The sequence below is a fragment of the Geodermatophilus chilensis genome, from assembly GCF_002802985.1.
GTDB classification, from domain to species: Bacteria; Actinomycetota; Actinomycetes; order Mycobacteriales; family Geodermatophilaceae; genus Geodermatophilus; species Geodermatophilus chilensis.
This window is the reverse complement of the sequence record NZ_NVPT01000094.1, coordinates 1-21472: the sequence shown is the minus strand read 5'-3', so window position 1 is coordinate 21472 and position 21472 is coordinate 1. Positions and strand designations below refer to the sequence as shown.

Annotated in this window: 23 protein-coding genes; 15 read left to right on the top strand and 8 right to left on the bottom strand. The window is 75.5% G+C overall.

Going from position 1 to position 21472, the window contains the following annotated elements:
• The first annotated feature begins 101 nt into the window (after window positions 1-101).
• The 3 genes from CNO22_RS16375 to CNO22_RS16365 are packed head-to-tail and all read left to right on the top strand — an operon-like array spanning window position 102 to window position 3384.
• Window positions 102-449 carry a molybdopterin oxidoreductase gene (locus CNO22_RS16375; protein WP_100500371.1) on the top strand — a complete coding sequence of 116 codons (348 nt, stop codon included), beginning with the start codon at window positions 102-104 and terminating at the stop codon, window positions 447-449.
• A complete protein-coding gene (gene nirB, locus CNO22_RS16370; protein WP_198588384.1) occupies window positions 449-2980 on the top strand; it encodes a nitrite reductase large subunit NirB in 2532 nt (843 codons plus the stop codon). The genes CNO22_RS16375 and nirB overlap by 1 nt, the downstream gene beginning before the upstream one ends.
• Window positions 2977-3384 carry a Rieske (2Fe-2S) protein gene (locus CNO22_RS16365; protein ID WP_100500370.1) on the top strand — a complete coding sequence of 136 codons (408 nt, stop codon included), beginning with the start codon at window positions 2977-2979 and terminating at the stop codon, window positions 3382-3384. Before nirB ends, CNO22_RS16365 begins: the two co-directional genes overlap by 4 nt.
• Window positions 3385-3458: 74 nt before the next feature.
• On the opposite strand, the gene CNO22_RS16360 is transcribed toward CNO22_RS16365, so the two are convergent.
• Complete coding sequence (locus tag CNO22_RS16360) at window positions 3459-4064, bottom strand: helix-turn-helix domain-containing protein (RefSeq protein ID WP_232807089.1); 606 nt, start codon at window positions 4062-4064, stop codon at window positions 3459-3461.
• Window positions 4065-4122: 58 nt separating this feature from the next.
• Here CNO22_RS16360 and CNO22_RS16355 point away from each other — a divergent pair, with 58 nt between their 5' ends.
• On the top strand, window positions 4123-4767 hold the full coding sequence (locus tag CNO22_RS16355; RefSeq protein ID WP_100500369.1) for a class I SAM-dependent methyltransferase: 645 nt from the start codon (window positions 4123-4125) through the stop codon (window positions 4765-4767).
• A gap of 89 nt (window positions 4768-4856) precedes the next feature.
• On the opposite strand, the gene CNO22_RS16350 is transcribed toward CNO22_RS16355, so the two are convergent.
• Genes CNO22_RS16350 through CNO22_RS16340 form a run of 3 tightly spaced genes read right to left on the bottom strand, consistent with a single transcriptional unit; the run spans window position 4857 to window position 6501 of the window.
• The gene (locus tag CNO22_RS16350; RefSeq protein ID WP_157936975.1) at window positions 4857-5183 is read right to left on the bottom strand and encodes a hypothetical protein; all 327 of its coding nucleotides are present in this window, start codon (window positions 5181-5183) and stop codon (window positions 4857-4859) included.
• A gap of 5 nt (window positions 5184-5188) precedes the next feature.
• Window positions 5189-6004 carry a hypothetical protein gene (locus CNO22_RS16345; protein ID WP_100500367.1) on the bottom strand — a complete coding sequence of 272 codons (816 nt, stop codon included), beginning with the start codon at window positions 6002-6004 and terminating at the stop codon, window positions 5189-5191.
• Window positions 6001-6501, bottom strand: a complete 501-nt coding sequence (locus CNO22_RS16340; RefSeq protein WP_100500366.1) for a SigE family RNA polymerase sigma factor — start codon at window positions 6499-6501, stop codon at window positions 6001-6003. Before CNO22_RS16340 ends, CNO22_RS16345 begins: the two co-directional genes overlap by 4 nt.
• Window positions 6502-6612: 111 nt before the next feature.
• Here CNO22_RS16340 and CNO22_RS16335 point away from each other — a divergent pair, with 111 nt between their 5' ends.
• Window positions 6613-7278, top strand: a complete 666-nt coding sequence (locus CNO22_RS16335; protein WP_100500374.1) for a cyclase family protein — start codon at window positions 6613-6615, stop codon at window positions 7276-7278.
• A gap of 7 nt (window positions 7279-7285) precedes the next feature.
• Here CNO22_RS16335 and CNO22_RS16330 read toward each other — a convergent pair whose 3' ends face one another.
• Window positions 7286-8074: a hypothetical protein gene (locus tag CNO22_RS16330; protein WP_100500365.1), complete on the bottom strand. Its 789-nt coding sequence runs from the start codon at window positions 8072-8074 to the stop codon at window positions 7286-7288.
• Window positions 8075-8223: 149 nt separating this feature from the next.
• Between CNO22_RS16330 and CNO22_RS16325 the strand changes: the two genes are divergently transcribed.
• On the top strand, window positions 8224-9609 hold the full coding sequence (locus CNO22_RS16325; protein WP_100500364.1) for a nitrate/nitrite transporter: 1386 nt from the start codon (window positions 8224-8226) through the stop codon (window positions 9607-9609).
• 127 nt (window positions 9610-9736) lie between these two features.
• On the opposite strand, the gene CNO22_RS16320 is transcribed toward CNO22_RS16325, so the two are convergent.
• The gene (locus CNO22_RS16320; RefSeq protein ID WP_100500363.1) at window positions 9737-10867 is read right to left on the bottom strand and encodes a uroporphyrinogen-III synthase; all 1131 of its coding nucleotides are present in this window, start codon (window positions 10865-10867) and stop codon (window positions 9737-9739) included.
• Window positions 10868-10985: 118 nt separating this feature from the next.
• Between CNO22_RS16320 and CNO22_RS16315 the strand changes: the two genes are divergently transcribed.
• From CNO22_RS16315 to CNO22_RS16280, 7 genes are all read left to right on the top strand, one after another.
• Window positions 10986-11459 carry a PH domain-containing protein gene (locus tag CNO22_RS16315; RefSeq protein ID WP_100500362.1) on the top strand — a complete coding sequence of 158 codons (474 nt, stop codon included), beginning with the start codon at window positions 10986-10988 and terminating at the stop codon, window positions 11457-11459.
• A gap of 66 nt (window positions 11460-11525) precedes the next feature.
• Window positions 11526-11996: a hypothetical protein gene (locus CNO22_RS16310; protein ID WP_157936974.1), complete on the top strand. Its 471-nt coding sequence runs from the start codon at window positions 11526-11528 to the stop codon at window positions 11994-11996.
• Window positions 11959-13326: a hypothetical protein gene (locus CNO22_RS16300; RefSeq protein WP_157936973.1), complete on the top strand. Its 1368-nt coding sequence runs from the start codon at window positions 11959-11961 to the stop codon at window positions 13324-13326. The genes CNO22_RS16310 and CNO22_RS16300 overlap by 38 nt, the downstream gene beginning before the upstream one ends.
• A 335-nt stretch (window positions 13327-13661) precedes the next feature.
• On the top strand, window positions 13662-14249 hold the full coding sequence (infC, locus tag CNO22_RS16295; RefSeq protein ID WP_100500358.1) for a translation initiation factor IF-3: 588 nt from the start codon (window positions 13662-13664) through the stop codon (window positions 14247-14249).
• Window positions 14250-14376: 127 nt separating this feature from the next.
• Window positions 14377-14571: a 50S ribosomal protein L35 gene (gene rpmI, locus CNO22_RS16290; protein WP_012949078.1), complete on the top strand. Its 195-nt coding sequence runs from the start codon at window positions 14377-14379 to the stop codon at window positions 14569-14571.
• 29 nt (window positions 14572-14600) lie between these two features.
• Window positions 14601-14984, top strand: coding sequence for a 50S ribosomal protein L20 (rplT, locus tag CNO22_RS16285; RefSeq protein WP_072920037.1), 384 nt, complete (start codon window positions 14601-14603; stop codon window positions 14982-14984).
• A gap of 175 nt (window positions 14985-15159) precedes the next feature.
• On the top strand, window positions 15160-15948 hold the full coding sequence (locus tag CNO22_RS16280; protein ID WP_198588383.1) for a TrmH family RNA methyltransferase: 789 nt from the start codon (window positions 15160-15162) through the stop codon (window positions 15946-15948).
• A 55-nt stretch (window positions 15949-16003) separates the two neighbouring features.
• On the opposite strand, the gene CNO22_RS28420 is transcribed toward CNO22_RS16280, so the two are convergent.
• Both CNO22_RS28420 and CNO22_RS16270 read right to left on the bottom strand, forming a co-directional pair.
• Window positions 16004-16747 carry a diguanylate cyclase domain-containing protein gene (locus CNO22_RS28420; RefSeq protein ID WP_232807088.1) on the bottom strand — a complete coding sequence of 248 codons (744 nt, stop codon included), beginning with the start codon at window positions 16745-16747 and terminating at the stop codon, window positions 16004-16006.
• A 68-nt stretch (window positions 16748-16815) separates the two neighbouring features.
• Window positions 16816-17688 carry an EamA family transporter gene (locus tag CNO22_RS16270; RefSeq protein WP_232807087.1) on the bottom strand — a complete coding sequence of 291 codons (873 nt, stop codon included), beginning with the start codon at window positions 17686-17688 and terminating at the stop codon, window positions 16816-16818.
• A gap of 182 nt (window positions 17689-17870) precedes the next feature.
• Between CNO22_RS16270 and pheS the strand changes: the two genes are divergently transcribed.
• Together pheS and pheT are read left to right on the top strand one after the other, a co-directional pair.
• The gene (gene pheS / locus CNO22_RS16265) at window positions 17871-18938 is read left to right on the top strand and encodes a phenylalanine--tRNA ligase subunit alpha (protein WP_100500356.1); all 1068 of its coding nucleotides are present in this window, start codon (window positions 17871-17873) and stop codon (window positions 18936-18938) included.
• The gene (gene pheT, locus CNO22_RS16260; protein WP_100500355.1) at window positions 18935-21424 is read left to right on the top strand and encodes a phenylalanine--tRNA ligase subunit beta; all 2490 of its coding nucleotides are present in this window, start codon (window positions 18935-18937) and stop codon (window positions 21422-21424) included. The genes pheS and pheT overlap by 4 nt, the downstream gene beginning before the upstream one ends.
• Window positions 21425-21472 lie beyond the last annotated feature (48 nt).

Below are 21472 nucleotides of genomic sequence, written 5' to 3'. Positions count from 1 at the left end.
GGGGGTCCTCCTCCGGGACGGGGGATCGGGGGTCGGGTCGCCTTTCGCGCGCGAAAGGCGACCCGACCCCCGATCCCCCGTCCCGGAGGAGGACCCCCCGCGTGAACAGCACACCCCGGTTCCTGCAAGGCGTGTACCCGATCGCGGGGGAGGGCCTGGACAAGCCGGGCCCGGTCGACCCCGCGCTGCGCTACACGGTGCCCGGCGGCGCCACCGCGCAGGCGCTGTACTTCCGCGGCGGCAACTCCACCGATCACCTGGTGTACGTGCTGCTGGTCCGCGACGGGGTGCCGGTGCGCTGGTTCCCGATCGGGGCCAAGGGCGACGTGCACGTCCCGCTGCGGGTCGTCGAGGACCTGCCCGGCGGCACGGTCGTCGAGCTGCAGGCGGCCGCGCCGATCGGCGTCACCGGCGAGCTGGTCGTCGACCTCGGGCTGGTGGAGGTCTGATGACTGCCGTTCTCGGTGGTCGCCCCGAGGGGCTGACCTCGCTGCACCTGGACGACGACGACACCGACGCGCGGAGCCGGCTGGTCGTGGTGGGCAACGGCATGGCCGGCGCCCGGTTGGTCGAGGAGGTGCTCGAGCGCGGCGGCGGCGACCAGTTCCGCATCACCGTGTTCGGCGACGAGCCGCACGGCAACTACAACCGGATCATGCTCTCGCCGGTGCTGGCCGGGGAGTCGCACGAGGACGACATCGTCCTCAACAGCCACGACTGGTACGCCGACAACGGCGTGCACCTGCGGGCCGGCGTCCGGGTCGAGCGCATCGACACCGCCGCCAAGACCGTCCTCGGCTCCGACGGCTCGGTCACCCCCTACGACCACCTGGTGCTGGCCACCGGCAGCTACTCGTTCATCCCGCCGATGACCGGCGTCCGCCGCGAGGACGGCAGCCTGCTGCCCGGCGTCTTCGGGTTCCGCACCATCGACGAGACCCGCGCCATGCTGGAGGCCACCGGCCGCTGCCGCCGGGCGGTGGTCATGGGCGGGGGCCTGCTCGGGCTGGAGGCGGCCCGCGCGCTGCAGGGGCACGGGCTGCAGGTCGACCTGGTGCACGCCATGCCGCACCTGATGAACGCCCAGCTCGACGCCGAGGCCGGCGCGATCCTCAAGAGGAGCGTCGAGTCCCTCGGGATCGCCGTCCACCTCGACGTCCTGGCCACCGAGGTGCTCGGTACCGAGCACGTCGAGGGCGTGGTGCTCAAGGACGGCCGGCGGCTGGACTGCGACCTGCTCGTCGTGGCCGCCGGCGTCCGGCCGCACACCGACGTCGCGGTGCTCTCGGGGCTGGAGGTCGAGCGCGGCGTCGTCGTCGACGACCAGTTGCGCACCGACGACCCCGACGTCTACGCGATCGGCGAGTGCGCCCAGCACCGCGGTTCCGTCTACGGCCTGGTGCAGCCGGCGTGGGAGCACGCCAAGGTGCTGGCCGACGTCCTGACCGGCACCGACCCGGATGCGGAGTACCACGGCAGCCGGACGGCGACCAAGCTCAAGGTCGCCGGCGTCGACGTCGCCACCATGGGGGTCACCACCCCCGAGCGGGACGACGACGAGTTCCTGGTGATCTCCGAGCCGAAGCGCGGGGTGCACCTGTCGGTCGTCATCCGCGACGACGTGCTGATCGGCGCCACGCTGCTCGGCGACACCCGCAAGGTCGCCTACCTGACCCAGGCCTTCGACCGCGGCGCGCCGTTGCCGGAGGAGCGGATCCGGCTGCTGGTCGACCTCTCCGACGGCGCCGAGGAGGTGGGTGTCGCCGAGATGCCGGCCGACTCGCAGGTCTGCAACTGCAACGGGGTCTCCAAGGGCGACATCTGCGGCGCCGTCGCCGGCGGGTGCGGCAGCGTCGGCGCGGTCATGGACGCCACCCGCGCCGGCAAGGGCTGCGGCTCCTGCAAGTCGCTGGTCAAGCAGATCGTCGAGTGGGCCGCCGACGGCGACCTCACCGAGGACCCGGCCGCCTCCTACTACGTGCCCGGCGTCCCGATGCCGAAGCCGGAGCTGGTGCGGGCCATCCGCGAGCACGACCTGCGCAGCGTCTCGGCGGTCTTCGCCACCCTCGCCCCGGGCGGGCAGGAGGACGCGCGGTCGAAGATGGGCCTGACCTCGCTGCTCAAGATGCTGTGGGGCGTGGACTTCGTCCCCGAGAAGGACGGCGAGTTCATCAACGACCGGGTGCACGCCAACATCCAGCGCGACGGCACCTTCTCCGTCGTCCCGCAGATGAAGGGCGGGGTCACCACCCCGGCCCAGCTGCGGAGGATCGCCGAGGTCGCCGAGAAGTACGAGGTCCCGATGGTCAAGGTGACCGGCGGGCAGCGCATCGACCTGCTGGGGGTGCGCAAGGAGGACCTGCCGCGGATGTGGGACGACCTCGGCATGCCCTCGGGATACGCGTACGGCAAGAGCTTCCGCACCGTGAAGACCTGCGTGGGCAGCGACTTCTGCCGCTTCGGCCTGGGCGACTCCACCCAGCTGGGCATCGACCTGGAGACCCGGTTCCAGGGCATCGAGGGCCCGGCGAAGATGAAGCTCGCCGTCGTCGGGTGCCCGCGCAACTGCGCCGAGGCCTACGTCAAGGACGTCGGCGTCGTGGCCGTCGGCAACGGGAAGTGGGAGGTCTACGTCGGCGGCGCCGCCGGGGCCACCGTCCGCAAGGGCGACCTGCTGGCCACCGTCGACTCCCCGGAGGAGGTGCTCCGGCTCACCGGCCGGTTCCTCCAGTACTACCGGGAGAACGCCAACTGGCTGGAGCGGACCTACGACTTCGTGCCGCGGGTCGGGCTGGAGCGGATCCGGTCGGTGCTGCTCGAGGACAGCGAGGGGATCGTGGCCGAGCTGGACGCCAACATGCAGAGGTCGGTCGACGCCTACACCGACCCCTGGGGCCAGGACGGGAAGGAGCCGGCGACGCCCGGCCAGTTCCGCACCGCGCTGCCGCTGGTCGCGCTGCCGAAGGTGCCGGTCCGATGAGCGCGCCGCACCTCGAGGCCGCCCGGCCCACCACCCCCGGCACCGATCCGGGCAGTCCGGCCACCGACGTGCGCACCCCCGGTCCGGCACCGGCCCTGCGGGGCGAGGCGTACGCCGTCGGGCGGGTCGAGGAGGTGCCGCCGGGGGAGGGGCGGGCCTTCGTCGCCGGCGGCGTGCAGGTCGCCGTCTTCCGGCTGCGGGACGGCTCGCTGCACGCCACCCAGGCCGCCTGCCCGCATGCCGGCGGGCCGCTCGCGGACGGGCAGACCGACGTGAACGTGCTGGTCTGCCCGCTGCACCTCTACGCCTACCGGTGGAGCGACGGGGCCTCGACCTCCGGCGCCGCGCCGATCCGCGTGTACCCGGTGCACGAGTCCGGCGGGGAGATCGTCGTCGAGGTCTGAAGCCCATCCCGGCCGAGTGAGCAGTTGGGGTCGCCGACACGGCCTGACACGCCGGTCCGGACGACGACAAGTGCTCACTCGGCGCGGCGGGGACGGGCCCGCACGTGCATGCGCTCGCCCTGCGGGCCGAACATCGCCAGCACCTCGGCCGGCTCCGGGCCGGGGTTGCCGAACCAGTGCGGAGTACGGGTGTCGAACTCGGCGACCTCGCCCGGACCGAGCAGCAGGTCGTGCTCCGCGAGCACCAGCCGCAGCCGTCCGGACAGCACGTAGACCCAGTCGTAGCCCTCGTGGGTCCTCTGCTCCGGCTCGCCCCCGGGCCAGCCGGACGGGTAGACCTGCTTGAAGGCCTGCACCCCGCCCGGACGGCGGGTCAGCGGCAGCGACGTGACGCCGTGGTGCACCACCGGCCGCGGGTGGATGCGCGGGTCGCCGGTCTCCGGTGCGCCGACCAGCTCGTCGAGCGGCACCTGGTGGGCCCGCGCCAGCGGCAGGAGCAGCTCCAGGGTCGGTCGCCGCTGCCCGGACTCCAACCGCGACAGCGTGCTGACCGAGATGCCGGTCTCCTCCGACAGCTGCGTCAGGGTGCTCCCGCGCCGCTGGCGCAGCGCGCGCAGCCGCGGGCCGACGGCGGTGAGCACCGCGTCGGTCGTCGCCTCGTCGTCCGCCATGCCCGACATTTGCCGGTCCGGCAAGGTCCTTTGTCAAGTCGGCGTCGCTCTGGGGAGGCTGTCGCGCATGGAGCACGCAGCACACCACGCGCACGGGGAGATCCGGTTCGACGAGGCCTCGTGGGAGGAGCGCTACCGCACGGCGCCGGCGCTCTGGAGCGGCCGGGCCAACCCGCAGCTGGTCGCCGAGGCCGCCGCGCTGACGCCGGGCCGGGCGCTGGACGCCGGCAGCGGCGAGGGCGGCGACGCGGTGTGGCTGGCCGGCCGCGGCTGGCAGGTGACCGCCGTCGACTTCTCCACCGTCGCGCTCGCCCGCGCCGCCGCGGCGGCCGAGCGGCTGGGCCCGGAGGTCGCCGGGCGGGTCGAGTGGGTGCACGCCGACCTCACCGGTTGGGCCCCGCCGGCGGGCGCCTTCGACCTGGTCTCGGTGCAGTACTTCCACCTGCCACCGCAGGACCGGGACCCGGTGTTCGCCCGGCTGGCCGCGGCCGTCGCCCCAGGCGGCAGCCTGCTCGTCGTCGGGCACCGGCCCAGCGAACTGCACACCGGCCTGCCGGAGATGTTCTTCACGGCCGGGCAGGTCGCCGCGACGCTCGATCCCGCCGCCTGGGACGTCGTCGTCTGCGAGGACCGCCCGCGGACGGCGAGCGGCCCTGCCGGGCACGAGCTGCCGATCGCCGACACCGTGCTGCGGGCCCGACGCCGGGCCTGACCGCTAGGGCGCCGGGACGGTCACCGTGGCCTCGTGCGGCCCGCCGCACTCCGCGCTGCCGCCGACCCGCACCCACTGGAGGTCGGCGGTCAGCTCGGCGAGGACGGCCCCGTCGGGCCCAGGACGGCGACGTCCACCTCGTCCGGCGTCTCCATCACGAAGGACAGTGCGGCAGTCGACCCGGTGAGCGGCGCGACGCCCTCCTGCACGGGCCCGGGCGGTGCGTCCTCGCGGAACGCCAGGCCACACGGTTGCGGGCAGCCGACCCGCACCGACCGGCCCTCCCCGGGCGGCCAGTCGCCGGCGAGCTCGACGGTGAGTCCGTTGCCCCAGGCGACCGCCGGGCAGGCCTGCCCGACGCCCCCGTCGCAGGCGGTCAGGGCGAGGACGGCGGTGACCCACACGCTGATCCGCACGCCGCTCACCCACCCGCGCCGGTGAGCGGCTCGACCGACGCCAGCACGGTGCCGTCCGCGGCCAGGACCTCGACCGTCGCCGTTCGCTCGGGCGCAGCCGCCACCGCGAACCCGTCGGTGAGGGGCAGCTCGGCCAGCGGCGTGCCGTTCCCATCGACCACGCGGGCGCCGACGGCCGGGGACGGCGAGACGACGGCCAGCGTCCCGGTGCCCCGGTCCCACAGCGCGACCGGCAGCCCGGGCCCGGTGACCACGGGGGTGCCCCGCAGCCGCAGCTCCTCCGGCGCCGCGCCCGGGGGACCGGCGAACCAGGCGAGCGCGACCGACCCCGTGCCCAGCTCCCGCTCGAGCTCGTCGTCGTCCACCAGCGGCGGCGGCACGGTCGACGGGCGGGCGACCAGCGCCCAGCGCCCACCGGGCACGTCGCCGGCGAAGAGCACCCGCGAGCCGGCCGGCGGAGGGTCGGCCGCACGCGTCCCCCGATCGCTCCAGGGCAGCTGCCGCACCGCCTCGACGAACGCCGCGTCCCCGGCCAGCGAGCCGACGGTGCGGGCGCCGGAGGCGTCGGCGTCCGTCAGCGGCGGGGCCGGCGGCGCCTCGGCGACCGCGGTCGCCGGCTCCGCCACCGGCCGTCCCGGCACCAGCTGCGGGACCGCCACGGCGACCGCCGCGACCGCCACCGCGGCCGCGCCGACGCGCAGCTGCGTGCGGCGGCGGGCCCGGTGCCGGTGCTCGACCACCGCGGCCAGGTCGGCGCGCGGCGGCGGCGCGGTGGCGTCGGCGAGGGCGGTCAGCCGCGCCCGCAGCTCGTCGTCCCTCACCGCTCCTCCCGCCCGGCCGGCTGCAGCGCGGACAGCGCGGCGCGCAGGCGGGCCAGGCCGCGCGCGGTCTGCGTGTTGACCGTGCTGGGCGAGCACCCCATGAGGTCGGCGGTCTGCTGCTCGGAGAGGTCCTCGAAGTAGCGCAGCACCACCGCCGTGCGCATCCGGACCGGCAGCTCCCGCAGCGCGGCGCGCAGCTGCTCGTCGCCGTCCTGGTGGGGTGCCGTCGCCCGGTCGGGCACCGACTCCACCACCTGCTCGCTGGTGGACAGCCGGCGCCGCCAGCTCGTGTGGGCGTTGACCAGCGCCCGGCGCACGTACGCCGAGGGCGGGCCGGACCGGCTGATCCGGTCCCAGTGCCGGTAGGTCGAGAGCAGTGCGGTCTGCACGAGGTCCTCCGCGTGTCCGCGGTCGCCGGAGAGCAGGACGGCCAGGCGCAGCAGGGCGGCCTGCTCCGCGGACGCGAACTCCGCGAAGCCCCGGTCCCCGTCGCCCACCCGTGCCTCCTCTGCCGGTCTCCTGCCCTCTCCACGCGGTGCGGCCTGCCGCAGACCCACAGCTGCGGGTCACGATCCGGCAACGGCCCCCGGTGCGGCAGGGTGGGCCGCATGCCGAGGTTCGTCGAGCTCAGTCACGTGATCGCGGCCGGGATGGTCACCTACCCCGGCCTGCCCGCGCCGGAGGTGACCCCGCACCTGACCCGCGAGGCCTCGCGGCAGCTCTACGCGCCGGGCACCGAGTTCGCCATCGACGTGGTGCGCATGGTCGGCAACACCGGCACCCACCTCGACAGCCCCTCCCACCGCCACGGCGACGGGACCGACCTCGCCGGGCTGCCGCTGGAGCAGCTGGCCGACCTGCCGGCACTCGTCGTCCGCACCGCCGGCTCCGGCCGTCGGGCGGTGACCGTGGACGACCTCGGCGGGCTCGACGTCGCCGGCTGTGCGGTGCTGCTGCACACCGGTGGGGACGCCGCCTTCGGGACGCCGGACTACGCCGTGGACGCGCCCTTCCTCTCCGGGGACGCCGCGCGGTGGCTGGTCGACCGGGCGCCGGCGCTGGTGGGCATCGACGCCGTGAACATCGACGAGGTCACCGAGCACGGCGAGCGACCGGCGCACACGCTGCTGCTGGGCGTGGGCATCCCGGTCGTCGAGCACCTCACCGGCCTGGACCGGGTTCCCGGCACCGGCGCCCGGTTCACCGCGGCGCCGCCCCGCTTCGCCGGCTTCGGCACCTTCCCGGTGCGCGCCTACGCCCAGCTGCCGGACTGACCGCGGTTCAGCCGAGCTCGGCGAGGGCCGCGGCGACGACGTCGTCCCGCACGAAGCCCAGCGCGAGCAGCCGGTGCACCAGCACGCCGCGGCGGGTCAGCCGCAGGTCGGCCGGGCGCAGCCGGGGGAGCGCCGCGCCGCCCGGGCGCGGCTGCGCCGGCGGCGGGTCGAGCAGTCCGGTCCGCTGCAGGTCGGTGACGTCCTCGCGGGCGCCCCACGCCGTCCAGCCGCGCGGGTCGTCGGCCAGCGGGGCCATCGGCAGCGGTGCGCGGTCGCGGCGGCCGACCCCGGCCAGCAGCACCAGCTGCCGCCACGTCAGCCCGGCGGACAGCGTCAGCGCCCGGTCGACCAGCGCGGCGTCCAGGTCGGGGGAGGAGGCCACCTCGGCCAGCAGGTAGCCCAGGTGCCGCACCCGCCGCTCGTCGTGCGAGCCGCGGGCGGCGGCGACCACGGCCTCGGTGACCGTGTCCGCGGCCGAGCGCCCGCCGGTGCGCGGGGTGAAGAAGCCGTCGGTGCGGACCGGTCGCCCGCCGCGGGCCAGCGCCACGCCGTGCTCGACGGCGAAGGCGAGCACGGCACCGGCGCGGGCCCGCTCCCGGGGGACGGCGATCCCCGCCGCCTCGTCGGCCGCCGTCCGCAGGCAGCGGGCCAGCCGGTCCTCCAGGCGCACCGCCGCCCGGCCGGCCGGGTCGGGGTAGACGAGCGTGGCGGCGTTCCGGCTCATCGTGCCCGCGACCGCCGCGCCGTCCTCGAACAGGGCGCGGCCGGCAGCCGCTGGGTCCTCGGTCACGGTCACGCCGCCGATCCTCCCCACTGGCCGGGCCGGTGCGCACGCCGGTGGACGACGGCCTCACCACAGCGGGTGTGCGCCGGTGAGCACAACGGAACACGAGTTCTGCCCGGCAGCAACGGCGGGGGAACGACGGACCGCCACCGTTCTGGCCCATGGCCGCCCCCACACCCACCACCAGCCAGCAGACCGCGCCGGCCGCCGTCGCGACGCGCCCGGGTCGCTGGATCGACGACTGGCGCCCGGAGGACCCCGCCTTCTGGGAGTCCACCGGCAGGCCGGTCGCCCGCCGCAACCTCTTCTTCTCCGTCTTCTCCGAGCACATCGGCTTCTCGATCTGGAGCCTGTGGTCGGTGCTCGTGCTCTTCCTGCCCGAGGCGGTGTACGGCATCGACCCGGCCGGGAAGTTCCTGCTCACCACGCTGCCGACGGCGCTGGGCGCGTTCGTCCGGCTGCCCTACACCTTCGCCGTCGCGAGGTTCGGCGGGCGCAACTGGACGATCGTCAGCGCCGCGCTGCTGCTCGTGCCCACGATCGCCACGGCCGTCGTCCTCGAGCCCGGCGTCGACTACACGACGCTGCTGGTCGTCAGCTGCCTGGCCGGTGTCGGCGGCGGCAACTTCGCCAGCTCGATGGCCAACATCAACGCCTTCTACCCGAACCGGCTCAAGGGCTGGGCGCTGGGCCTCAACGCCGGCGGCGGCAACCTCGGCGTCCCCGTCGTCCAGCTGGTGGGCCTGCTCGTGCTGGCCACCGCGGGCGTGGAGCACCCGCGCCTGGTCCTGCTCGTCTACATCCCGCTGATCGTCGCGGCCGCCGTCGGCGCGGCGCTGCTCATGGACAACCTGACGACGGCGCGCAACCAGCCGCGGGCCATGCGCGAGGCCACCCGCGAGCCGCACACCTGGATCATGTCGTTCCTCTACATCGGCACCTTCGGCTCGTTCATCGGCTTCGGGTTCGCCTTCGGCCAGGTGCTGCAGAACCAGTTCGGGGAGGACTTCGCCACGCCCCTCGCCGCGGCCTCGCTGACCTGGCTCGGCCCGCTGCTGGGCTCGCTGATCCGCCCGCTAGGCGGCTCGCTGGCCGACCGCTTCGGCGGCGCCCGCATCACCTTCTGGAACTTCGTGGCGATGGCCGTGGGCGCGGCGATCGTGTGGACCGCCAGCCAGGTGGGGTCGCTGGCGCTGTTCGTCGTCGGCTTCGTGTCGCTGTTCGTGCTCAGCGGCATCGGCAACGGCTCGACCTACAAGATGATCCCGGCGATCTTCCGCACCCAGGCCCAGCAGCGAGTCGCCGTCGGCGCGGACCCGGCCGTCGCCGACCGGCACGCGCTGCGCATGTCCGGCGCGCTCATCGGCATCGCCGGCGCGGTGGGGGCCTTCGGCGGCGTGCTGGTCAACCTCGCCTTCCGGCAGTCGTTCCTGACCACCGGCACCGGCGACTCGGCCTACCTGGTGTTCATCGCCTTCTACGTGGTCTGCCTCGCCGTCACCTGGACGGTCTACCTGCGCCCCCAGGCCCGCATGTCGGGGGTGTGAGGGACGACGAGAGCCCTGCGGGCCCCTGAGCGGGGGCCCGCAGGGTCCCCCGAGGGGGAGCCGCGGTTCGGGCTCCACGGCAGCCGGGACGGCACCTGGTCGCGGTGTCGGCCGGTAGGTCGACAGATCACGGAGCCAGGCGGTAACCCCGCTTGACGACGGTCTCCACCACGCCGGGGCCCAGCGCCGCCCGCAGCCGGGTCACGGCCATCTCGACGGCGTGCCCGTCGCCGCCGCCGGGCAGCCCGGCCACCAGGTCGGTCTTGGGGACGACGGTGCCCGGCCGCGCGGCCAGCGACCGCAGCACCGCCATCGGGCCCGGCGCCAGCTCGACCAGGCGGCCGTCGAGCAGGGCGGCGTGCCCGCGCACCTGCAGCTCCCGCTCGCCCACGCGCAGCACCGGGTCGCGCTCGGGCAGCCGGGCCACCACCTCGCGGGCCAGGGCGCCGAGCCGGGCGCGCTCGGGCTGCACCGACGGGATGCCCGCGGCGGCGAGCGGCCCGGCGGTCACCGGACCCACCGCCACCGGCAGCACGCCGGAGGTCAGTGCCGCGACCAGCTCGGCGCGCAGGCCCAGCTCGTCGGCGAGGGTGAGCAGGCTCGCCGCCGCCGGGGCGCTGGTGAACGTCACCGCGTCGACCGCGCCGGTCACCGCCGAGCGGACCAGCCGGTGCACCGGCGTGACGTCCTCGGGCAGCACCCAGCGGTAGACCGGCACGGTGAGCACCTCGGCACCGGTCGCGCGCAGCGCCCCGACGAAGTCCGGCAGCGGGTCCCCGTGCAGCTGGACGGCGATGCGGCGTCCCTCCAGCGGGCCCTCGGCGCCCGACAGGAGGTGCTCGAGCACCTCCGCCGAGGACTCCGAGGCCGGCGACCAGGCGTCGACCAGCCCGCCGCCGCGGATGGCGCCACGCGCCTTGGGCCCGCGGGCCAGGACCCGGGCCCCGCGCAGGTGGTCGACCAGCGGCAGGTCCCAGGCGTCGGCGGCCTCGAGCCACCCGCGGAACCCGACGCCGGTGGTGGCCACGACCAGGTCCACCGGCTGCGCCAGCACCTCCCGCGTCGCGGCGACCAGCTCGGCGTCGTCGGCCAGCGGCACGATGCGGATGGCCGGCGCGTAGACGACCCGCGCGCCGCGGCGGGCCAGCAGCGCGCCGAGCTCCTCGCGGCGCCGGGCCGCGGTCACCGCCACGGTGTAGCCGGCCAGGGGCAGCGGCGCCTCGGTCCCGGGTGGGGCCTCGGGCAGGACATCGGTCACGGTTCTCCCTCGTCGACGGCGCTCGCGACCATGGTGCGTCGTCCCCGTTGCGTCGGTGTGTCCTGCGCGGGTCGGGCGGCTCACAGTGCGGGGGGTGCGGGCCTGGGACCATGGGGCCGTGCCTCCCGCCGTCTCCGCCGTCCCCCGCCGGTGGCGGCTGCTGTGCGCCGCGGCCGCCGTCGTCGTCGCCGCCGTCCTGACCTACGTGGGCGTGACCCTGCCGCAGAACGCGACCGGCGTGGCGCGGTTCACCGTGGCCGACCAGGTCGCCGTCGTCGGGCTCGGCCTGGTGCTCGGCGCCGGGCTGCTGGTGCTGGGCCGGCCGCGGGTCGACGCCGACGCCGACGGCATCCGGGTGCGCAACCTGTTCGGCGAGCGCACCCTGCCGTGGACGGCGGTGCAGGCCATCCGCTTCGACCGCCGATTCCGGTGGGCGACGCTGCTGCTGACCAACGACGACGAGTTCGCCGTGCTGGCCATCCAGGGGGCCGACGGCGACCGCGCGGTCGAGGCCGTCGAGGGGCTGCGGGCCCTGCTGGCCGCCCACCGCGCGCAGCAGCCGCCGCCCCCGCCGCTGCTCTACGACGACTGACGCGCGCGTGCCCGGCGCCTGTGGACAGCGCCAGCGGGAACGCGCCGTCCCCTACCGTGCCGCGCCATGACGATCTTGGTGCGACTCGGTGCCGCCGTCCTCGTCCTGGTCGGCCTCGTGCTGGTGCTCGCCGGTGGGGCGCTGCTGTGGGCGGACGCGGCGCTCGACGACCGGCCGGCACGTCCGGCGGAGGTGGTGCTCGCCGGACCGCGGGCGACCGACGTCGACCTGCCGGTCGAGGGCACCGGCCGGGTGGCCCACGTCCAGGTGCTGACGCACGGGGACGTGCCGAGGATCGGCTCGTCGGTCGACGTGCAGGTCGTCGACGATCCCGCCCGCCTCGCCCGGCTGGCGGGGGACGAACGGTGGGGCATCTGGGGTCTCGTGCTGACCGCCACCGGCATGGCCGTGCTCGTCGTCGTCCTCGTCGTGGTGCTCCGGCGACGGAACCGGGACCGGGCTGGGTGGCGGGACAGCAGGCCTCGCGGTCGGCTCCACCGTGCTGCTCCTGCTCTCCGCCTGCAGCTGGACCGGTGACGACGTCGACCGGGCGGCCTACCGCGAAGCGCGGGCGGCAGTCGCGGCCGCACTGCTGGCGGGGGAGAGCGTCGGACCGGACCAGGAGCAGGTGTTCGGGGTGCCCGCCTCCGGGCCGGTCGCCGACCCCGAGTCCGCGGTCCCGATGATCCTCACCGCAGCGGGGCTGCCGGCGGGCCCCGGGACGACGACGGCCGCCCGGTTGTTGGCCCGCCAGCTGTTCGACCCCGCCTTCCTGTGTGGCCGGGCCTCGACCGCTCCCGTCCTCGAGCTGATGCACCCGGCTCTCGCGGCCCAGGTGGCCCGCGCCGACGGCGCCCTCGTCCGGATCTCCGACTGCGGTCGCCTGACGTTCGACGACATGCGGATCGGCAGCGCACGAGGCGCGGTCCGGTCGGGGATGCCCGACGGTCGGCCGGGCACCAGCGTCTCGCTCACCGTGGCCGCCCTCTACGTGGCGCCACGCACCGGTGCTGGGTCGGCGCCCTTCGCCGTCGAGCGCGGGATCGCCATCGGCCTGACCGCCGAGCGACCGGATCAGGTCTTCTCGCTCGCCTGGGAGGGGGCGCAGATCGGCGCGGGCATCGGCACCACCGTGCTGCCCGACCCCGATGTGCTGCCGCCATGGGACGAGGAGACCCTGCCTGCGGTGACCACAGGGGATCCGGCGTCGGCGGCGGAGGTCGTGCAGGCGCTGGCCGCCACGCTGGCCGAGAGCGCGCTGACCCTCGGCTACGAGGAGCTCAGGGAGCCCCCGGACCAGGAGCCGTACCGGCTGGTCGGCACCGGTGCACTCCTCCCTGGCGTCGGGCAGGCGCAGCTGGGCATCGAGGACCCTGACCTGCGCGAGGTCCGGGTGCTGGACTTCTCGCAGCAGTACTCCGACACCCCGGGCTCGCCGGACTCGCGGACCGGCAGCACGTGGCATTTCTACGGCACCGCGGAGGTCCCGGGTCTGCGCGAGGTGTCGGCGACGCAGAACCCCTACGCAGTCCTCGACTGGCTGCGCCGGCTGTCGGCAGCGCGCCCGACCGCCTGCCCGGGAGGCGTCGTCGCCGAGCGCTGCCACGCGGTCGAGGTGCCCACGACCGCGGTGCTCACCGCCGGAACCCCCGGCTTCCGCGAGGCCCTGGTGCACGCCCGCCGTGGCAACAGCCGGATGACGATGGTCGTCGGCGTGACCGGTGGGCGACTGGGCGCGGTCGTGACCGGGCGGTCGTACGGGTCGCTCGACGGGACGTGGATGCCGGTGACCACCACATGGCGGTTCGGGACATGGCCACCCGGGACTCCGTTGCCCGATGTCGACCGGCCGTCGTCCTGGAGCTGAACGCCGGCGAGGTGCCCGCGCCCCGGGAATGACCACACTCGCCGCGACGCTGTAGTATCTGCGTGCCTCCCCGCTACACGAGGCGCGCGAACCACTGAGCGGCCCCACCCCGGGTCGCTCGACCAAGAGGAGCCCGCTCCCACCTGGCGCCGTCGAGGCGTCCAGGTCCCGGATCGCGGAGCCCGGCCACCCGGCCGGGCCCGCGGCGTGCACGAGCCCTCGGGCCCGTGGCACCCCGGCGAGTGGGCCCCACGAGCAGCTGCTCGTGGGGCCTCTCTCATGTCGGCGTCCGGTGACCGAGCGAGCCCTCCCCATGCAGCAGCAGAGGAGAGGCCATCACCGAGCCCCGCATCAACGACCGTATCCGCGTCCCCGAGGTCCGTCTGGTCGGCCCCGAGGGCGAGCAGGTCGGCATCGTGCCGATCGGCGAGGCGCTGCGCCTGGCCCAGGACTCCGAGCTGGACCTCGTCGAGGTCGCGCCCATGGCCCGGCCTCCGGTCGCCAAGCTCATGGACTACGGGAAGTTCAAGTACGAGTCCGCCCAGAAGGCCCGCGAGGCCCGGCGGAACCAGGCACTCACCGTCATCAAGGAGATGCGGCTGCGCCTGAAGATCGACCCGCACGACTACGAGACCAAGAAGGGCCACGTCGAGCGCTTCCTGCGGGGCGGCGACAAGGTCAAGATCACCGTGATGTTCCGCGGCCGCGAGCAGTCCCGGCCGGAGATGGGCTACCGGCTGCTGCAGCGGCTGGCCCAGGACGTCTCCGAGCTCGGCGTCGTGGAGTCCAACCCCAAGCAGGACGGCCGCAACATGGTCATGGTGATCGCCCCGCACCGGAACCAGGCCGCGACCGACGGCGCCCGCCGGCAGGCCAAGGCCGACAAGGCCGCCGAGGCCGAGGGGCAGGCCCCGCAGGCCTGACGGTCGCACCGCAGGACCGCACCACCTGACGCACCGGCGCCGTGCCGGAGGACGTCGCGGCAGCTCCCCAGGCTGCCGCGGCGTCGACGTGCCACGGCGCCGCCACACACGAACGAGGACCGAGGACATGCCGAAGCAGAAGACGCACAAGGGCACCGCGAAGCGAGTGCGCGTGACGGGCAGCGGGAAGCTCATGCGCGAGCAGGCCAACAACCAGCACAAGTTCGAGCACAAGTCCTCGCGTCGCAAGCGCCGGCTCGACCAGGACCAGGTCATCTCCCCGGCCGACACCAAGAGCCTCAAGAAGCTGCTCGGGCTCTGAGCGCCCCCTAGACGAAAAGGAGCCCTTCCGTGGCACGCGTGAAGCGGGCGGTCAACGCCCAGAAGAAGCGTCGGACGACTCTCGAGGCGGCCAGCGGCTACCGGGGTCAGCGGTCCCGGCTGTACCGCAAGGCCAAGGAGCAGATCCTCCACTCGGCGACCTACCAGTACCGCGACCGCAAGGTCCGCAAGGGTGACTTCCGCAAGCTGTGGATCACCCGCATCAACGCCGCGGCTCGCCAGAACGACATGACCTACAACCGGTTCATGCAGGGCCTCAAGCTCGCCGGCATCGAGCTCGACCGCCGCGTGCTGGCCGAGCTCGCCGTCAACGAGCCGGCCGCGTTCGCCGCGCTGGTCGAGACCTCCCGCGCGGCCGTCGCCGCTGCGCCGGCCGGCGGTCAGGCCGCCTGAGCACGCGGTCCGCAGCACGCCGACGCCGTCGGGTGCGGGTCCCGGTGACCCGCCCCGGCGGCGTCGCCGTGTCTGCTCAGACCTCCCGCCCGCCGGTGCGACGAACTCGTGGTCATCGGCCTCCGATCGCCACGAGTTCGTCGCACTCGAGGGACGTCGTGACCACGTGGACGCCGTGACCGGACCGCTGACCGAGCGCTCGGCGCGCGTGGCGGCCGCCCGCAAGCTGACCCGGCGGGCCGGTCGCGACGCCGCAGGGCTGTTCCTCGCCGAGGGGCGGCAGGCCGTCGCCGAGGCGCTGGCCGACCCGGACGCGGTCCGCGAGGTCTTCGCCACCGAGGCCGCCGCCGCGGCGCACCGCGACCTGCTCGCCGCCGCGCCGGTGCCCGTGCGGCCGGTGACGGAGAAGGCGGCCGCGTCGCTGTCGGAGACGGTCACCCCGCAGGGCCTGGTCGCCGTCTGCGCGCTGCGCGACGTGCCGGCCGACGTCCTGGTCACGCAGCCGCCGTCCCTCACCGTGGCCCTCGCCGAGCTGGCCGACCCGGGCAACGCCGGCACCGTGCTGCGCACGGCGGACGCGTGCGGCGCCGGGGCCGTGGTGTTCGGTGCGGGGTCGGCGGACCCGTACGGCGGCAAGGCGGTGCGCTCGAGCACCGGCAGCCTGTTCCACGTCGACGTCGTCCGCGGGGCGCCGCTGCCGGAGCTGCTGCCGCGGCTGCAGGCCGCCGGCGTCACCGTGCTCGCCGCCGACGGCGGGGGAGAGGCCGCCCTCAACCGGCTGGGGCCCGAGCTCGCCGGCCCGGTGCTGTGGGTGTTCGGCAACGAGGCCCGCGGCGTGCCCGCCGACCTGGCCGCGCTGGCCGACGCCCGGGTGCGCATCCCGATGCGCGGGCGCGCCGAGAGCCTCAACCTCGCCGCCGCCGCCGCGATCTGCCTCTACACGACGCAGCTCGCCCAAGGCTGAGTCGGATCGCCTTTCGCGCGCGAGAGGCGATCCGTGGCAGGGCGGCGCGGACGGCTCAGGCCGGAGAGCCGGTGCGCATGGCGTACATAGGCATGTCGGCCGCGTGCAGCAGCGCCGGGAAGTCCGCGCCGTCCTCGGGCCAGACGCTGACGCCGACGCTCGCCCGGACGACGACCTCCTGGTCGCGCAGCGGAACCGGGCGGGCGACCACCGCGGCCAGCTCGTCGGCGATGCGCCGCGCCTCGGCGGCCGCCGTGGCCGCGGGCAGGCCGGTGAGGGCCTTGAACCCGTTGAGGTCGACGAACAGCAGCGCCACCGCCTCGTCGCGGGCGCGGGCGCTCCACACCGCGGTGTCGACCTGCTCGGCCAGCCGCCGCCGGTTGGGTAGGCCGGTGAGCGGGTCGGTGTAGGCGAGCTCCTCGATGCGCGCCAGGTAGCTGCGGGTGCGGTCGCGCTCCTGCACCAGCGCCCGCTCGGCCTCCACGCGGGAGGTGACGTCGACCTGGGTGCCGATGTAGTGGGTGACCGTGCCGTCGGGCTCGGTGACCGGTGCCAGCGCGCCGGTGAGCGCCGCGTTGCGGCAGGCGGCGTCCAGCTCGGCGAGCCGGCCGGCCTCGCGCGCGGCGGCGAAGAGGGAGTCGGGGCGCTCGAGCGGGCCCTGCGGTCCACGGGCCAGGGCCTCGTAGGCCACCACGCGGCCGGTGTCGAGCTCGACGATGGGCTGGAAGACGCTGCGCACCGTGCCGTCCCGCAGGACGTCGTCGATGGTCGTCCCGGGAGCACTGGTCGAGTAGGTCACGTCCTCCCATCGGACGCTCCGGGCCTGCGTTGAGCAGGCGCGTCGCGGCCTCGCCCCATCGGGGGAGCTCAGGAGGGCAGCGCGATGAGGACGACGGCCGCGCCGGCCGCGACCAGCCCGGCGGCCTGGGTGGCGACCAGCCGCTCGCGCAGCACGACCTGCGCCAGGACGACGGTGCTCACCGGGTACAGCGAGGCGAGGATGCCGGTGATCGCCAGCTGCCCCTGCTGGGCGGCGAGCAGGAAGAGCGCGTTGGCCGTCATGTCGCCGACGCCGGCCAGCAGCACGACCGGCAGCGCTGGGCGGGGGACCGACAGCGACCGGGCGGCCAGCCGCGCGGCGAGGACCACGGCCACCACCGAGACCACGCGGGCGGCCACCAGCGGGCTGACCTGCGCGGCCTCCCCGGTGCGGTCGAGCAGCACGAAGAAGACGCCGAACAGGACGCCGGAGGCCAGCGCGGGCACCAGGCTCGCCGGCCGCGCGGTGCGCAGCGAGCCCGGTCCGTCCTCGGCCGCCACGAGGACGACGGCGACCAGCGCCAGCGCGATGCCGGCCAGTCCCCACGGCCCGATCCGCTCGCCGAGCGCGAGGCCGCCGACCACCGGCAGCGCGGCCGCCGTCACCGCGGTCACCGGCGCGACGACGCTCATCACGCCCTCGGCCAGCGCCCGGTAGAAGAGGACCAGGCCGGAGGCGCCCGCTGCGCCGGCCGCGGCACCCCAGGCGAGGTCGGCGCCGGTCGGGTCGCCGCCCAGCCAGGGCAGCAGAGCCAGGAGGGCGACGAGCCCGGCGAGCTGGGAGAGGGCGACGACGGCGAACGCGGTGGCGCGCCGGGCCGCCAGGCCGCCGCAGAAGTCGGCCGCGCCGTAGACCACCGCGCTGGCCAGTGCCAGCAGCACCGCCACGCCGTCCTCCGTCCCCGGCACACCGGTGCGCACCGCCGCCGTCGTTGTAGCAGCCGGGGTCGCCCCGCTCCCGCACCGAGTGCTGCGAACTCGTGGCCATCAGCACCCGATCGCCACGAGTTCGCAGCACTCGGCGGCTCGAGCGCCCCGGCTCGGAGCGCCCCGCCGCAAACCCGGCAGCGGCGCCCGCACGGCCCCGGGCAGAATGGCCTCCCGTGTCTGGCGCCAACGACCCCTACGACCCCAAACAGGTCGCCGCCCTCTCACCCGAGGCCCTCGACGCCGCGGTCGCCGAGGCCCGGCGGGCGTTCGCCGGTGCCGGGGACCTCGAGCAGCTGGCCGCCGTCCGCCCGGCCCACCTCGGGGACCGCGCGCCGGTGCTGCTGGCCCGCCGCGAGCTCGGCGCGCTGCCGCCCGCCGCCCGGGCCGACGCCGGCAAGCGGGTCAACGCCGCCCGGGTCGCGGTCACCGAGGCCTACGAGTCCCGCAAGGCGGCGCTGGAGGCCGAGCGCGACGCCCGGGTGCTCGCCGAGGAGCGGGTCGACGTCACGCTGCCGTGGGACCGGCTGCCCCGCGGCGCCCGGCACCCGCTGACCACACTGACCGACCGGATCGCCGACATCTTCGTCGGGATGGGCTACGAGGTCGCCGAGGGCCCCGAGCTCGAGGCCGAGTGGCTGAACTTCGACGCCCTCAACATCGGCCGCGACCACCCGGCGCGCACGATGATGGACACCTTCTTCGTCGCCCCCGAGGACTCCGGCCTGGTGCTGCGCACGCACACCAGCCCGGTGCAGGCGCGCACGATGCTCTCCCGCACCCCGCCGATCTACGTCGTCGCGCCCGGCCGGGTGTACCGGACCGATGAGCTCGACGCGACGCACCTGCCGGTGTTCCACCAGGTCGAGGGTCTGGCCATCGACCGCGGGCTGACCATGGCGCACCTGCGCGGGACGCTGGACCACCTCGCCCGCTCGCTGTTCGGCATCGACGCGGTCACCCGCTGGCGGCCGTCGTACTTCCCGTTCACCGAGCCGTCGGCGGAGTTCGACGTGTGGTTCCCCGAGCACCGCGACGGCCCGCGCTGGGTCGAGTGGGGCGGCTGCGGGATGGTCAACCCGCGGGTGCTGGTCGCGTGCGGGATCGACCCGGAGGAGTACTCCGGCTTCGCGTTCGGCATGGGCATCGAGCGGGCCCTGCAGTTCCGCTCCGCCGTCGGCGACATGCGGCACTTCGCCGAGGGCGACGTCCGTTTCACTTCTGCCTTCGGAGTCGAGCAGTGAGGGTCCCCATCGGCTGGCTGGCCGAGCACGTCGACGTCCCCGCCGGCACCACGGTCGAGGACCTCGACACCGCCTTCGTGCGGCTGGGGCTCGAGGTCGAGGAGATCCACCGGCCCGCGGAGGTCACCGGCCCGCTGGTCGTCGGCCGGGTGCTGGAGATCGAGGAGCTGACCGGCTTCAAGAAGCCGATCCGCTACTGCCAGGTGGACGTCGGCGAGGATCAGCCGCGGGGCATCGTCTGCGGCGCCACCAACTTCGCCGTAGGGGACGCCGTCGTCGTGGCCCTACCCGGGGCCGTGCTGCCCGGCGGCTTCGCGATCGTCGCCCGGAAGACCTACGACCACGTGTCCGACGGGATGATCTGCTCGGTCCGCGAGCTGGGCGTCGGCGAGGACCACGCCGGGATCCTGGTGCTGGGCGACAGCACGACCGGCACGGCCCCGGCCCCAGGCACCCCGGCCGGCCCGGTGGTCGGTCTGGACGACGTCGTCATCGAGCTGGCGATCACCCCCGACCGCGGCTACTGCCTGTCGATGCGTGGCATCGCCCGCGAGATGGGCACCGGCCTGGGCGTCGAGTGGCGCGACCCCGGTGCGCTGACCCCGCCGGCCTGGTCGGGCGAGCCGGCCTGGGCCGTCACCGTCGAGGACGCCGACCGCTGCGACCGCTTCTCGATGATCGCGCTGGAGGGCCTGGACCCGACCGCGCCGAGCCCGTGGTGGATGCGGCGGCGGCTGGCGCAGTCCGGCGTCCGCAGCATCTCGCTGGCCGTCGACGTCACCAACTACGTGATGCTCGAGCTCGGCCAGCCGATGCACGCCTTCGACCGCGACCGGGTGCGCGGGCCGATCGTCGTCCGCCGGGCCCGCGAGGGGGAGCGGCTGACCACCCTGGACGGCGCCGAGCGGGAGCTCGCGTCGGACGACCTGCTCATCACCGACGACTCCGGCCCGATCGGGCTGGCGGCGGTCATGGGCGGCGCGTCGACCGAGATCGGCGACGGGACGTCGTCGGTGCTGCTCGAGGCCGCGCACTGGGAGCCGACCGGGGTGGCGCGCACCGCCCGCCGGCACCGGCTGCCCAGCGAGGCGGCCAAGCGCTTCGAGCGGGGCGTCGACCCGGAGATGACCGTGGCCGCGCTGGCCCGCGCCGCCGAGCTGCTGGCCGAGTACGGCGGCGCGCGCGTCGTCGGCTCGCTGGTGGACGTCGACACCCGCGGCCCCCGCCGGACGATCGCGCTGGACCCCGCGCGGCCCGGGCGGGTCTCCGGCGTGCCCTACCCGCCGGCGCAGGTCATCGGGCTGCTGGAGGCGGTCGGCTGCACGGTCGAGGGGGACGGCGGCCCGCTCGCGGTCACTCCGCCGTCCTGGCGCCCCGACCTCACCGACCCGGCCGACCTGGTCGAGGAGGTCGTCCGGCTCGCCGGCTACGACGACGTTCCCTCGGTGCTGCCCACGGCCCCGCCCGGGCGCGGCCTGACCGAGCGGCAGCGCCGGCGGCGGGCCGTCGGGCGCGCCCTGGCCGAGTTCGGCCACGTCGAGGCGCCGTCCTTCCCCTTCGTCGGGACGGCGGCCCTCGACGCGCTGGGCCTGGCCGAGGACGACCCGCGCCGGCAGGTCGTGCTGGTGCGCAACCCGCTGTCGGAGGAGGAGCCGGCGCTGCGGACGACGCTGCTGCCGGGCCTGCTCGCCGCGCTGGCGCGCAACCTGTCCCGCGGTATCCGCGACGTCGCGCTCTTCGAGCACGGCGCGGTCTTCCCGGGAGGCGAGCGGTCGCCCGCGCCGCTGCCCGGCGTCGACCGGCGTCCCGACGACGAGACCGTCGCCGCGCTGCTCGGCGCGGTGCCCGAGCAGCCGTGGCACGTCGCCGTCGCCCTCGCCGGCAACCGCGAGCCCCGCGGCTGGTGGGGCCCGGGCCGGCCGGCCGTCTGGGCCGACGCCGTGCAGGCCGCCGGGCGGGTGGCCGAGGCCGCCGGAGTGGAGCTGGCCGTGCGCGCGGGGGAGCGGGCGCCGTGGCACCCGGGCCGCTGCGCGGAGCTGCTGGTCGACGACGGGGCGGGCGGGGAGCGGATCGTCGGGCACGCCGGCGAACTGCACCCGCGGGTGTGCGCGGCGCTGGACCTCCCTGCCCGCACCGCGGTGATGGAGCTGGACGTCGACGCGCTGCCGCCGGCGCCGGTGGCGGTGGGTCCACGCCTGTCGAGCTTCCCGCCGGTCTTCGTCGACCTGGCCTTCGTGCTGGACGAAGGCGTGCCGGCCGCGGCGGTCGAGGAGTCGATCCGAGTGGCCGCGGGCGAGCTGCTCGAGGCGGTGCGGCTGTTCGACGTCTACACCGGACCGCAGGTCGGCGAGGGACGGAAGTCGCTGGCCTACTCGCTCACCCTGCGGGCGCCGGACCGGACGCTGTCGGGCGAGGAGGCCGCCGAGGTGCGGCAGCGCGTGGTGGCCGTCGTCGAGGACGCGCAGCAGGCGGAGCTCCGTGGCTGATGAAGTAGAAGGACCCCCTGCCCCCCACCCTGCCCCTCATACACATCT